Source organism: Enterococcus sp. HMSC076E04, assembly GCF_001814285.1.
In the GTDB taxonomy this organism is placed as follows: Bacteria; Bacillota; Bacilli; order Lactobacillales; family Enterococcaceae; genus Enterococcus_B; species Enterococcus_B lactis.
The window spans coordinates 86,156-99,448 of record NZ_KV815613.1; the positions used below are offsets into that span (position 1 = coordinate 86,156).

The 13,293-nt window shown below is 39.0% G+C and carries 10 protein-coding genes and 1 pseudogene; 4 read left to right on the forward strand and 7 right to left on the reverse strand.

Translation table 11 applies throughout. The annotated features are described in order from the left end of the window. Positions 1-32 precede the first annotated feature (32 nt). Positions 33-1,301, reverse strand: a complete 1,269-nt coding sequence (locus HMPREF2961_RS09630; protein WP_070704656.1) for a glycoside hydrolase family 73 protein — start codon at positions 1,299-1,301, stop codon at positions 33-35. Between the two features lie 352 nt (positions 1,302-1,653). Between HMPREF2961_RS09630 and HMPREF2961_RS09635 the strand changes: the two genes are divergently transcribed. Together HMPREF2961_RS09635 and nagE are read left to right on the forward strand one after the other, a co-directional pair. Next, positions 1,654-2,526, forward strand: coding sequence for a PRD domain-containing protein (locus HMPREF2961_RS09635; protein ID WP_070704696.1), 873 nt, complete (start codon positions 1,654-1,656; stop codon positions 2,524-2,526). Further along, positions 2,523-4,481 carry an N-acetylglucosamine-specific PTS transporter subunit IIBC gene (gene nagE / locus HMPREF2961_RS09640; RefSeq protein ID WP_002315862.1) on the forward strand — a complete coding sequence of 653 codons (1,959 nt, stop codon included), beginning with the start codon at positions 2,523-2,525 and terminating at the stop codon, positions 4,479-4,481. The genes HMPREF2961_RS09635 and nagE overlap by 4 nt, the downstream gene beginning before the upstream one ends. A 335-nt stretch (positions 4,482-4,816) precedes the next feature. Here the strand turns inward: nagE and HMPREF2961_RS09645 are convergent, their stop codons facing one another. After that, a complete protein-coding gene (locus HMPREF2961_RS09645; RefSeq protein WP_002315861.1) occupies positions 4,817-5,668 on the reverse strand; it encodes an SDR family oxidoreductase in 852 nt (283 codons plus the stop codon). 122 nt (positions 5,669-5,790) lie between these two features. Between HMPREF2961_RS09645 and HMPREF2961_RS09650 the strand changes: the two genes are divergently transcribed. Further along, the gene (locus tag HMPREF2961_RS09650; RefSeq protein WP_002315860.1) at positions 5,791-6,258 is read left to right on the forward strand and encodes an Rrf2 family transcriptional regulator; all 468 of its coding nucleotides are present in this window, start codon (positions 5,791-5,793) and stop codon (positions 6,256-6,258) included. Positions 6,259-6,399: 141 nt separating this feature from the next. Here HMPREF2961_RS09650 and HMPREF2961_RS09655 read toward each other — a convergent pair whose 3' ends face one another. Together HMPREF2961_RS09655 and HMPREF2961_RS09660 are read right to left on the reverse strand one after the other, a co-directional pair. Further along, positions 6,400-6,882, reverse strand: coding sequence for a GyrI-like domain-containing protein (locus HMPREF2961_RS09655; RefSeq protein ID WP_002315859.1), 483 nt, complete (start codon positions 6,880-6,882; stop codon positions 6,400-6,402). A gap of 98 nt (positions 6,883-6,980) precedes the next feature. Further along, positions 6,981-7,844: an AraC family transcriptional regulator gene (locus tag HMPREF2961_RS09660; RefSeq protein ID WP_002315858.1), complete on the reverse strand. Its 864-nt coding sequence runs from the start codon at positions 7,842-7,844 to the stop codon at positions 6,981-6,983. A 599-nt stretch (positions 7,845-8,443) separates the two neighbouring features. Between HMPREF2961_RS09660 and HMPREF2961_RS15790 the strand changes: the two are divergent. Beyond that, positions 8,444-9,286, forward strand: a pseudogene (locus HMPREF2961_RS15790) (SWIM zinc finger domain-containing protein); the annotation flags it as partial. A gap of 688 nt (positions 9,287-9,974) precedes the next feature. Here HMPREF2961_RS15790 and xylB read toward each other — a convergent pair. The 3 genes from xylB to HMPREF2961_RS09680 form a co-directional block, all read right to left on the reverse strand. Beyond that, positions 9,975-11,456, reverse strand: a complete 1,482-nt coding sequence (gene xylB, locus HMPREF2961_RS09670; protein ID WP_070704659.1) for a xylulokinase — start codon at positions 11,454-11,456, stop codon at positions 9,975-9,977. 62 nt (positions 11,457-11,518) lie between these two features. Then, complete coding sequence (locus tag HMPREF2961_RS09675) at positions 11,519-12,352, reverse strand: carbohydrate ABC transporter permease (RefSeq protein ID WP_002315855.1); 834 nt, start codon at positions 12,350-12,352, stop codon at positions 11,519-11,521. Further along, positions 12,345-13,259, reverse strand: coding sequence for a carbohydrate ABC transporter permease (locus tag HMPREF2961_RS09680; protein ID WP_002315854.1), 915 nt, complete (start codon positions 13,257-13,259; stop codon positions 12,345-12,347). The genes HMPREF2961_RS09675 and HMPREF2961_RS09680 overlap by 8 nt, the downstream gene beginning before the upstream one ends. Positions 13,260-13,293: the final 34 nt, after the last annotated feature.

A 13,293-nucleotide genomic window follows, 5' to 3' on the forward strand; every position in this document is an offset into this window, starting at 1 on the left:
TTGAAGCTGACCACTTCTGTCACAACCTCTTTTTAATAACCATAAAATCCTATTCCTTCATATCTCCAGCCCATTGGCGTTAGCCAATCTCTTTCTTTCGCACTTAAGGTATAGTGATGGGTACCAGTTTTTTCATTTGGATTGAATAGTCGATAGATTGGCTTGGAACCACCAGAGTAAAAACTTAGACCTTCATAGCGCCAACCGATTTTTGTTAAGGAGTTGATCTCAGATTGCGCCATTGTGTAATGATGGTCTCCGCTGTAAGGATTGTATAAACGGTAGACAGGCTGTCCACTGTTTGGTGCTTGCCAAGCAATTCCTTCATATTCCCAGCCTACAGTTGGCAGATAATTTTTTTCGCCGGCATTCAATGTATACAAATGCTCTCCTGTATGACGATTATATAAACGATACATTGGAGAAGTTGAAGTTGGTGCTGTATCATACTGCGTCAGATTGTAAGTCTCGATTACATTGTTTAGTGTAGCACCATAATTAGGCGCAGTGGCATAACGACCGGTCAACCAAGCTGTAGCATCCTTGTAAGAGTTCGTATTGCTTTTCCATGCACCAGAATAGTAATACACGCCCGGCTGGAAAGAAGTCGTCTTCAATACCGTCACATTATCTTGTAATGATTCTTTGTACGAAGGATATTTTCTAAAAGCAGCATTTACCGTAATCCATTGTCCATTGACATATTCCGAAGTAGGCATCGTAACAGATTGACCATTATAGCTTCCTTTGATTCCAAATAGATTGTAATTAGGAGCAGAAGCCAAGGCACTGTTCCCCCAGCCGCTTTCAACGATTGCTTGTGCAATCATGACTGATGCGTATAAGTCATTGGCACTTGCCAAACTTTGTGCAGTGGATGCAATACTATCAATGAATGCTTGTCGAGAATTAGCAGATGAGCGGGCAGAAAAAGCGTAGCCAGTATAGTTTTCGAATTCAGACAAATCTGCTTGATGGGTATGTGTCAATGTTTGTCCATCTGTCAATTGGTTCGTGATTTCTTCCGCATTCTCTGGATTTTTCTGAGCTTCTGCTGATGTGCTTTTTTCCGTTTGCGGTTGTTCTGTTGTCCCTGTTGTTGATTCTTCAGTTGAAACCGTATTTTCGGAGACAGTAGCTGACTGCAACGTACTTTCTGTATCGTTTTCAATTCCTATTTCTGAAGAACTCGTTGTCTGAGCTGTGACTGTTCCTGTCGTTTCTTCAGCTAGCACGGTTGTGTTGGCAACTGCTAGATTTCCTAAAAGAATAACGCTAAATAATAAATTTCTTGCTTTCATTCTTTTTCTCCTTTAAATATGAAACTTTACCTAAATAACAGTGTAACTAAAAAAGTAAAAGTAAGTCAATGCTCATAATTAAATAACATACGTTTCTTTATTTTGTGCTCTCAATGATCCTCATATATTCCATTAAATTACTATAATTATAAAAAAAGAATTGACAAAACATAACTGTCTATATAAAATGATTACGTTAACAATAATTCGTTTCATGTGACTAGATCATACTAGGCATGAAAAATCTCTGAGGAACATGGTTTCCTAGGAGGTTTTTCGTGTCTATTTTTGTTTGGCCGCAATCAACTGGTCTAGCAGACATGAAAACCAAATCTTCAAAAAGGGTGCGCGCATGAAAATCAAAAAGATCTTTAATCAAAATGCAGTATTGGTAGATGACGGTGGGCAGGAAAAAGTAGCTATTGGAAAAGGAATTGGATTTGACAGAAAAAGAAATGATTTGATCTTTGATCGTGATATTGAGCGGATATTCGTCATGGAGCCAGAAGGACAAATCAAATTGCAAAATCTACTCAATCAGATCGATGAACGCTTTTTGTTTGCAGCAGAAACAATCATCGATCATGCGGAAACTGTCTTGATGGAGAAACTGAATGAACATGTGTTGATCGCTTTGACCGACCACATTGCTTTTTCTGCGGAGAATATCAATAACGGTATCGTCATCCGCAACAAGCTTTTGAGAGAAATCGAAGTGCTTTACAGTGATGAATCCAGTATTGCTCAATGGGCAGTAGAATATCTGACAAAAGAGCTTGGGATTCCATACACTTATGACGAAGCAGGATATATCGCAATCCATATCCACAGCGGTCGAAGCGGTCGAAATAATAACCATCGCAGTATCCGTGAAGTGACGATTGTATCTGATATCATCCATTTAGTGGAATCAGAATTGGAAACAGATATCCATTCAGAACCATTTTCACTGAATTATTCAAGACTGGTGAATCATTTACGACTGCTTCTACAACGAACCCATGCGCAACAATATGCTGTCTTGGATACGGAAATCGTAGAAATGGTCAAACGAAAATACCCAGAAAGCTATAAGATTTCTAAAAAAATCCGTGTGTTGCTGACCAAAGAATACCAGCTCGCGATCACGAAAGAAGAACTGGGTTACTTGGCCATCCATATCGAGCGTTTAAGAAGCGCAATCGTACAAACAAATGTTAACAATCATGAGGAGGAAAAAAATTGAAAGCATATCTACAACGAATGGGACGTTCCCTTCAACTCCCAGTTGCGGTCTTACCTGCTGCTGCTTTGCTAGTAGGGATCGGAAACTGGTGGGCATCTTATAGTAACGACATTGTCGCTCATTTTTTACAAGCTGGAGGTAACGCAGTTTTAGGTCAATTGCCTTTGCTGTTTGCTGTTGGGTTAGCACTAGGGATGTCAGTGGACAAATCAGGTGCTGCTGCCTTGGCAGGTTTGGTTGCATTTGAAGTTCCCGTAAACGTTTTAAAAACTGATTCAGTAGCCACTTTATTGAATATCAAACCAGAATCAGTTGATCCATCTTTTGCTCAGATCAGTAACGTATTTATTGGTATTATTGCCGGATTGATTGCGGCAGCTCTTTATAATCGTTTCCACGAAGCAAAATTACCGATGGCTTTATCTTTCTTTAGCGGCAAGCGTTTAGTGCCAATCTTAGCTGCCTTCGTCATGCTGCTGATCAGTGCAGTGCTACTGCTCGTATGGCCTCCGGTTTACTCTGCTTTAGTTTCTTTTGCTAAATTCATTTTGAGTTTAGGATGGGTTGGTGCAGGTCTTTATGGCTTCTTCAACCGTTTACTGATCCCTACAGGATTGCATCAAGCAATGAACTCCGTGTTCTGGTTTGACGTAGCTGGAATCAATGATATCGGTAAATTCTTGGCTTCTGAAGGAACAAAAGGCGTAACAGGAATGTATCAAGCTGGATTTTTCCCAATCATGATGTTCGGGCTTCCAGCAGGAGCATATGCTATTTACAGAAATGCACGTCCAGAAAACAAAGCAAAAACAGCTTCATTGATGTTAGCAGCAGCTTTTGCTTCATTCTTTACTGGTGTAACAGAACCACTTGAATTCTCATTTATGTTCGTTGCTTGGCCATTATATGTCTTGCATGCCATTTTCACTGGGATTTCTTTAGCAGTGAGTGCATTCTTCCATTGGACAGCAGGATTTGCCTTTAGTGCCGGATTTGTCGATTACTTCCTATCTTTGAAAAATCCGATTGCGAATCAGCCTTTGATGTTGATCGTCCAAGGGTTAGTAACAGCAGTGATTTACTACTTTGGTTTTAACTTTGCTATCAAAAAATTCCATCTGATGACTCCTGGCCGCGAGGAAGCAGATCTTTCAGATGACGATACTGCAACGACTAATTCAGACAATAAATATGCGGCACAAGCAAACAAAATCTACGCTGCATTAGGCGGAGCTGACAATGTAACTTCAATCGACAACTGTACTACACGTCTTCGTTTGCAAGTCAAAGATACAGGCCTGATCGATCAAAACAAAATCAAAGCCACTGGCGTACCTGGAATGAAAATCATTGATGGGAAAAATGCGCAAGTCATCGTAGGTACAGAAGTACAATTCGTTGCAGATGAGATGGCAAAACTGCATGGTGGTGCTGCAGCACGACCTGCACAAACAAACACTGTGGTTAAAACAGAAACATTTGCCGGTGGAACGATCGAACAAGATATTTACGCTATCGCAAATGGGAAACTGATTCCAATCACTGAAGTTTCAGATGATGTATTCGCAGAAAAAATGATGGGTGACGGCTATGCTGTATTACCAGAAAATGGAGAAATCTTCTCTCCAATCGCTGGTACGATCACAAACATTTTCCCAACGAAACATGCCGTTGGTATCCAAACTGATTCTGGTATCGAAGTCTTGCTTCATATGGGAATCAACACTGTTGACTTAAAAGGCGAACCATTCACTTTATATGTAGAAGAAGGTCAAAAAGTCGCAAGAGGTCAATTGATTGCTTTAGTTGATCTTGCTGCTATTCAATCTGCAGGCAAAAACACGGATATGGTCGTTGTATTCACAAATGGCGACAAAGTCCAAAACCTAGAAATTAAACCCGCACGTGATGTAAAAGCAAATGATAAAATCGGCTCTGTTTCCAACAAAGCCTGATCCATCGTCTTCCCCAGACTTTTTTATCGATAAACAAAAGCAGCTGAGACAAAAATCTTGTCTCAGCTGCTTTTTTCGAATAAAAACGGCGTTCTCCTGCCAACTCCGCGGTAATAAGTCCAGCCAAACGAAACATATGAAGAGCTATTTTTTATTTGACTCTTCTTATTACTTGATGCAGAACAGCTTTTTTACAACCTCTGGTAAACGGTGTTCAAAAACCAGTTTATCGGCATGAAGTCAAATTTATGCAAAAATGTGGAAAGCCATTTTCATAAAATTTTTCTTCATACTCAAAACTAAGCGGCTTTTTCACAACCTCTTTATATCATCCATTATTCCTGATCCAATATTTCTTTCAATGCTGCTTCAAGAGAGACTAATGGTTTTTCCAAAACTTTTTCTAAATCATCAGAAGAAACAGCTAACTGACCCTTTTTGATATCATGTTGGATCGCTAAAAACATGTCAGCTGCTTCTTGAGGGAATCCGGCTTCTTTTAGATTTTCGACAAACGCTGCATCACTTGCTTCAATAATTTCTAACTCTTTACCTGTCGCACGCTCTAATGCCTTGGCTAATTCTTCATAGTCAGTTAGATGGCCGGATAATTCTAAGATTTCTGGGGAGTCATTCTCTACTAGTACTTTTGCTGCGGCTTCTGCATATTCCCGTTTCAATGCCCAACCTGTTTTTCCATTTCCTGCAGCATAAACGAATTGACCAGTTTTTAAAGCTTGCCCAATGATAGGTAATTCATTCTCTACATACCAATTGTTCCGTAAAAATGTATGGGGAATACCTGAATCCTTAATCGTTTTTTCAGTGAATTGGTGATCTGGCGCTAATACACTGATTGAGTGATCGGCATCTGCAAAACTTGTATAAGCGATATAAGATACCCCGGCTGCTTGCGCTGCTTTCACTACATTCTCATGTTCAGCTTGGCGATTTCCTGGAACGCCAGAGACAAAAAGCAATCGATCTATTCCTTTCAACGCTTCTTTCATTGAATCTAAATCATCATAATCACCAATACGTATGTTAAATCCAGCTTCTTTCAGTGCTTCTCCTTTTTCTTCACTACGTACTAGTGCATAGATTTCATTTTGTGGAACCATCTTTTTTAAGAATTCTAGCGCATAACCACCAAAACCTCCAGTTGCTCCTGTTACTAAATAATGCATCTTTCCCACTCCTTATTCTTTTTATTTGTTAAGATTTATAGCTGTACATTTATAAATTACACCTTTATCATAAAGAGTGTGGTAAGATAAGTCAAGCAAAAAAAATGAAAGGATGACAACTGATGAAGTATTCTCTGCAATTTAGTGATGCAATCCATGTACTTGCCTATATTGAAATGTTTCAAGATACCCGATTGCTTTCTAGTGAGATGATTGCCAACAGTATCGAAACAAATGCAGCAAATGTACGTAAAATCATGAGTCAGCTCAAAAAATCCGGCTTGATCCTTACAAAAACCGGAAAACCGCAACCTTCCCTTGCCAAAAGACCAGATCAGATTTCTTTACTAGATGTCTACCGCAGCATTGAAGGTAATACACAGCTTATCCAAGTCGATCCAAAAACAAACCCAAATTGCGTCGTTGGTGCAAATATCCAGGAAGCTTTAGAAGAAAGCTACGCTCGACTGCAGAAAAAAGCAGAAGAAGAAATGGCTAAGATCACACTTGATAGTCTGATACATAAAATAGCCGTTTTGGAAAAAGAAAAAAGACCAGAAAACACAGGCCTCGTAGAGAGATTTTTATAATTCTCTCTACTGGGCCTGCATTTTTCTGATCGGAATCGTCTACATAAATTCTTTTATTCTCCGGGAGACAAAAGCCTTGTCATGCCTCATTTTCCTCTCTAATGCTCAGGTCAAAACGCTACTTTCACGACCTCTATATTATCATGGTTTGTTGACTACCGGTATCCAGATTTCTCCAATGTATTTCCCATCGGCAACACCCATTTCAACGACAGCATTCGGTCCCCCAACATAGGCGTAATCTTCTACTTCTCTTAAAACATGTCCAAAGGCCGTATTCGTCAAATCATTTCTCAACTCTTCAGACGACTCAGCAGAAGCGCTTACAATGAGATAGGTTCCTTTTGGAAATGGGATGATTCTCGTAGTGTTAGGAATATCCTGACTCGTTTGAACACCGACATAGTACATCATTTTCCCGTCATAGGGTTCGTTGACTGTAAAGAAATAATGATTTTCAGCAGCTTGTTTCAAGGTGTCTATTGTTCCGTCACTGATGACTTTTTGCTCAAAGGCTTGCTTCTCTGCTGCCAAACCGACAAAATCTGTATTGCTACTTTTCAATTCCACACCAATACCTGTCACTGCAAACTCTGGTTTTTCTTCAATCTTATACTTTGCCATTTCTCCCACCCTTTCTATTATGTTAAGTTCATCTTACATAAAATTAAAGAGAAATGACACGATTACGCTCTTCTTGTAGGGATACTTTCATTTTTTAACTATTTTTTTGCTTTCACTGCAATCCAAATTTCACTGTAAACATGACTGAAGTCCTCTCCCCATTTTGTAAAAGAGATCTCGGGAGCTTCAACTAACTCATAATCTGAAGAAGGAAGCCATTCTGCATAGATTTTCCCCCAAGTGTCTTGTAAAGTTTGGGGAAATGGTCCTTTATTAGGAAAAATGGCCCAAGTGTGTTCTTCTATAGCAAACATTTCTAAATCAGCGTACGGATTTTCTTTTGTCGTAGCAAAGCCGATCATGTGCATCAAACTACCCTTTTCTTCCAAGCGGTCTCCATCAAATCCATAAGAAACGTTGATTACTTGATGTGGATATAAATCTCCTAACTTATGCATCTCTTCCCTTTGAGTCTCCGTGATCGTCTGCGCTAACTTTTGTATTTCTTGATTAACTCCTTCAAATTGGACAGGGACTTTTTTCGCCACACCTGCCACATAAAACTGTTCTTTCTTTTCGATACGAAATTCCATCGATTTTCCTCCTCTGACATCAATAAAAAATGTCAAGCGTGGAAAAGATTTTTGTATGCCATATCTGCTGATTTCTGAAGGCAGATAACCTGACCAATCACGAAAAGCTCTTGAAAAACCCTCGACTGTTTCATATCCATATCTAAACGCCGTTTCTGTTACTTTTTCCCCACCTAGAAGATCGCGATTAGCCAAAGCCAATCTACGGTTTTTGATATAGTCCATCAGAGACATCCCTGCAATAAACGTAAAGATGCGCTTTAACTGATATTCAGAGATTCCTGTATTTTCGGCTATTTTTTTATAGGTAAGACTTTCTGTCAAATGTTCTTCGATGTAATCAATCAATTGGTTCAGATCTTTAAGCATATTTATCTTCCTCCTTGCTTGCCTTTTCATCATATTATCAAAGAAAGTCAATTACTTGATGAATCAGGAACCAATTTAGTCGGGTATAGAAAAATTTGTATGGATTTAAAGAAAATTCTCAAGCAGCGTTTTGTAACGGATAATTGGTAGTATCTGCCTACTTATGTTTTACCTTTAGAAAAAATGAATTTTGGGGAAGACACATTCTAAGTTAACAAAGCAGGAAAAATAGCTTTTATCCCCTTCGTTAAACCGCTTACTATCTACTGTACAAAGCAAGTAGCTATTCGGACTGTTGATACGAACGCTGCTTGAATCTTTCTTTGCGTTACATCATACCTCTTTTATTGATTGAAACCATTATTTATTTCCAACAAAATTCCTTCATTTTTGCCAGATAAATAAAAAAACAAAAAGTTCCATCTTTAAAATACGCTATTTTTTTACTTTTTCTCCCATTCTCTAAGAAAAGGAACGCAGAATTAATTTTTGACAATTCGAGAAAAAGTTGCTTCACAGATATGGTAAAATCAGCTACTTTTTTCTTTGACGATTCTTTATACTAAATATAAACAAATGTTTCATGAAAGGAGAACTATATGAATAATTGGCTTGAGCTTTTTCCTGAAAACATTTTGGAACGCGGGTACAGCTATCATCTGCACGGATTTGTCAGTCATTTGAACTATACGAGTAAACACTTGACCGCAACAGTTTCTGGCACGGAAGATTATAAGGTAGTGATCACATGGGATGAAAAGACGAATATGACTTGCGATTGTCTATATGCCATAGAAGGAAAAAACTGCAAGCACATGGCTGCTGTCTTATTCGCTTACGAAGAACGTCCAATAAAAAAATCCAACTACTCGCTTTCCGAACTCTCTTCCTTTGTTTCTTCCGCTAGTTCCTCTCTTGTACGGGAACTTTTAACAGAGATTCTTATAGAACATCCGCAATTTATCGAACGCTTCAAAGAGAAGATCCCGCTCCATGCAGTAAACTACACAGATAAATTAGCAACAATCATCCACAAATACGATCATCCTATCGGAAAAAACAAAAACAGGAAAACAGCGAAGTTCATCATGGAGATGCGAACGTTCATTCAAGAAGCTGTTGAGTCGCTTATACAGCAAAATGCCTATCTTCCCGCATTCGAATTGATCAATGAAGTGATTGCTACTCTTGAAACATGCTATTTGGAGCCTGCGGACGAACGATCACTTCTTCTGATAGAGGACTGTTATTATTTATGGAAAGAATTATTAGCAGAAGCACCCCGTGCAGAAAAAAGACAAATGTTCTCTTGGTTCGTCTACCAAGTCGATCATACTGACGCCTCTTATTCAAAAAGCTACTCCATAAAAATCCTGAAAGAAGAATTTCAGGAAAAAGAGTTTTCTAGCCAAAAGAAAAAAATAGCCAAAAAACGAAAAGAATCTGTAAAAAAAGGCGAGCCCCACAAAAAAGGACAAACACACGCGGACAAGCAGTCTGAATCCCTCAAAAAAACAACTGGCTCTACTTTAAAAAATGCGGATGATACAAGTAAAATAGACAATTTGAAAAAACGTTTATTAGCATCTGACAGTATCCACTTCCCTACATTGGAAAAACTAAAAAACGCATGTCCACCTGAAACATGGCCGATCATACGTAATGAACTGTTTTCAGCTCTTAAATATCATAAAAATGTGGATCGTTTTTATGCAGCAGAAGGTTGTTATGATTTATTGTGGGATTATGTAAAAAGTACAGACAGATTGATCATGATCGATCGGTACTTTGATATCTTGAAAAACTATTGTCCTAAACAGTTATTACAAAAATATGAATTTGAATTACGCCAAAACGTAGCTAATTTTGCGACAAAATTGGAATACCAAAAACTTGGCAACCAAATAGAAAAAATGGCTAGCTTGCCAAACGGACTTGTGACAGCTAAATTGTTGACCAAAGAACTTCGAGAAAAATATCCGCGCAGAAAAGCATTGATTGCTGAGATGAAAAGAATTGAACCAAGGTTGAAGTAAAGAAGATGGAAAAGATTGTGACAGAAGTGGTCAGATTCAAGAAATAAGAAGAGACTGTGACAAAAGTTTTGTCACAGCCCTTCTGTTTTATAATTTATAAGTTATGACAGATTTCCTTCGTTGCTGGATAGATTTTTCGGTATTGTTGATAGATTTTGCGATACTTTTCTACATTTTGTGAGAGAGGTTCCACTGCATCTGTATATTGGATAAAAGTCTGACAACAGCTTTCAGGCGTATCGAACCATCCTAATCCTAGTGCAGCAATCATTGTTGCGCCTAATGCAGGTCCTTCCTCCACACTTAAACCATAGATCGTTGCATCGAAAATATCTGCTTGGATTTGTAGCCATGCAAGATTTTTTGCGCCTCCTCCCACCGAAACAATACGTGTAAATCTGCGACCCGCTAGTTCTTCCATCAACTGTTGCGAATCTTTCAATGAAAAGGTGATTCCTTCCAACACTGCTCGGGTAAAATGGCTAAGTGTATGTCGAGTATCCATACCAATGAAACTCCCCCGTATCTGACTATCGGCGTACGGTGTTCGTTCCCCTGAAAGATAGGGTGTAAACAATAATCCATTTGAACCTGGCTCGATCTTTTCGATTCCTTGCAGCAGTTCTTCAAAAGAAAGTCCTTTGGCAAAAGTCTTTTTGAACCAATTGAGACTGTGTCCCGCAGCTAATGTCACTCCCATAGAATAATAAGCATCATTTATTGCATGATGGAATAAATGGAGTTTGCCTTCATAAGACTTTTGGTTATTTTTCTCATAAGACAAAAATACTCCTGAGGTTCCAATACTAACCATAGCTGCGCCATCTTGGATGATCCCAGCACCTAAAGCAGCACATGCATTGTCTGCTCCGCCAGCAAATACCTTTACTTCTTTGTGGAAACCAAATTGTTCTGCTAGTTCTTTGCGTACCGATCCAATGCAATTAGTAGAAGATACAAGCGGAGGCAATATTTTAGGAGAGATATGGAAAGTCTGTAAGAGCTCCTCAGACCATGTTTTTCTTTCCATATCAAGTAATAACGTACCTGCAGCATCTGAATAATCCATCTGCTGGTTTCCTGTCAGCCAAAACCCAAGGTAATCTTTCGGCAATAAAACATGACGAACATTTGCCCATAATTCCGGCTCATTTTCTTGAAGCCATAGCATTTTAGGCAACGTAAAACCTTCTAATGCGCGATTATTGGTAATCTCAAGTAATCGATCACCAAAGTTTTCCATTATTTCTTCACATTCTTTGGTTGTACGCACATCATTCCATAAAATCGCATTTCTTAACGGTTGGTTCGCTTCATCTAGTACGACTAAACTGTGCATTTGACCAGAAAAACTGATTCCTTCTATTCTTTGAGTAAAATCAGGCACTTTTTCAGCTAATTCTTCGATCACTTGACCACAAGCTTGGATCCAGTCTTTAGGATCTTGTTCACTAAATCCAGCTTCTGGTTGTAGCAACGGATAGTCTTCGCTCGCCGCACCCTGGATCGTCCCATTCCTATCCATTACTAATCCCTTCAATGAACTAGTTCCTAGATCAATACCTAAAATATACATTTGACCACCTGCCTTGTTTTTATTATCCTATCAAAAACGACTGCTGACAATGTCTGTTTTTCCTATTCTTTGATCCCACCTGCAGTCACGCCACCTATAATGTACTTCGATAAAAACAGATAAATCAGCAGAAGCGGTGCGATACTGAGAGAAATCCCTAGATACATACTGCCGAATTCTGTACGATAGACATCGGTTTTTAACAGCTGGATCAACATCGGCAAGGTAAATTTGTCAGTATCGTTGATCAAGATCAGCGGCATCAAAAAATTGTTCCAAGTAGTCACGAATGAAAATATAGCCATCGTCGCTAATCCCGGTTTCATCAAAGGAAGCATCACTTTATGGAAAATCTTCAGCTCTCCTGCACCATCTAAACGCGCTGAATCTGCCAAATCGGAATGATAAACAGTCTCCAGATATTGTTTCAAAAAGAAGACAGTCGTAGGCGATGCAATCGCTGGAAAGATCAATGGAATATAGCTATTCAGCAAATCCAACCGATTCATAAATTGATAAAAACCAATCATGCTGATCTGCTGAGGAATCATGATCAAACCAAGAATAACGGCAAAAGCAAGTCTTTTTCCTTTGAAGCGATAAGCAATCAATCCATACGCAGTTAAGGCAGAGAAATAGACATTCAATAACGTAGCACCAGCTGAGATCACCAAACTATTTTGGAATCCGTTGAACACATCGAATCCTTTATTCCTCAAAACATGCCAATTCGCTGCTAACTGTGTTCCCGGAAGTAAGGATAGCCCTTGTTGTATTTGCTCTGCTGAACGTGTGGAATTCACCAGAACGACCCAAAAGGGAAAAATACTCAAAAACGTAAGTAACAACATGAATCCATAAATCAGCAGACGTTGCAACCGATAGTGTTTATCCATTTCTTCCCCTCACTTTGCTCTTTTCTTGGAAAAACCGGAAAAGCAATGTACTCAAAAGAATCGACATCCCTAACAAAATGACTGAAGCTGTCGCAGCAATCTGAAAATTCCGACTACCAGTAAATGCTTGTTTGTAGATGAACATCGTGATCGTGTTGACACTATTGTCAGGATTTCCGTTAGTCAATAAAAACGGGATATCGAACATCTGCAGACCCCCGATCAATGACGTCACTAAAGTATACAGCATGATAGGTTTCAATAACGGCAACGTGATCTTTCGAAAAATCTGAGCATCACTTGCGCCATCAACCATGGCAGATTCGAAAAGTGACTGATCGATACTTAATATCCCTGAAACAAGTACAATCGTTGTCTGCCCATACCACATCCAAAACTGAATAAAAGAGACAATCAAGCGTGTACTTGCCACACTTCGGAAAAAATCAAACGGTCGCTCCAACACGCCTAAATGAGTCAGGACCAAATTCATCGGCCCCATCGGAAAGCTGAACAATGCAAAAAATAGAACGGCTACAGACGCTGCTGTAATAATGTTTGGCAAATAGAAAATGATTTTAAAGAAACCTGTCCCCTTCAACTTCAATTTGAGATTTGTAAACCAAGCAGCCAAAAGGAGCGCCAACGTAATCTGAGGGACAAAATTCACACCCCAAAGAATCAACGTGTTTCTGATTGATTGAAGGAACAATGTATTGTTCAAAAGATTGACATAGTTTTCGAAACCGACGATCGAGGCTTCTGTATTCCATCCTTTCAAATCTGTGAAGCTTAAAAAAATAGTATAGAAGATTGGATAAAGCTGAAATACTAGAAATGCTAAGAAAAATGGGGCAATGAATAATAAACCATAACGATTGTAGCGCTCAAATCTAGCTTTTTTCACTCGAATCTCCTTTCTTGTACCTTTTAGACAACTG

Bases quoted from the DNA above. Each gene is read 5' to 3' on its own strand.
- HMPREF2961_RS09630 (WP_070704656.1), bottom strand. From the start codon at position 1,301: ATGAAAGCAAGAAATTTATTATTTAGCGTTATTCTTTTAGGAAATCTA.
- HMPREF2961_RS09635 (WP_070704696.1), top strand. From the start codon at position 1,654: ATGAAAATCAAAAAGATCTTTAATCAAAATGCAGTATTGGTAGATGAC.
- HMPREF2961_RS09645 (WP_002315861.1), bottom strand. From the start codon at position 5,668: ATGCATTATTTAGTAACAGGAGCAACTGGAGGTTTTGGTGGTTATGCG.
- HMPREF2961_RS09650 (WP_002315860.1), top strand. From the start codon at position 5,791: ATGAAGTATTCTCTGCAATTTAGTGATGCAATCCATGTACTTGCCTAT.
- HMPREF2961_RS09655 (WP_002315859.1), bottom strand. From the start codon at position 6,882: ATGGCAAAGTATAAGATTGAAGAAAAACCAGAGTTTGCAGTGACAGGT.
- HMPREF2961_RS09660 (WP_002315858.1), bottom strand. From the start codon at position 7,844: ATGCTTAAAGATCTGAACCAATTGATTGATTACATCGAAGAACATTTG.
- xylB (WP_070704659.1), bottom strand. From the start codon at position 11,456: ATGTATATTTTAGGTATTGATCTAGGAACTAGTTCATTGAAGGGATTA.
- HMPREF2961_RS09675 (WP_002315855.1), bottom strand. From the start codon at position 12,352: ATGGATAAACACTATCGGTTGCAACGTCTGCTGATTTATGGATTCATG.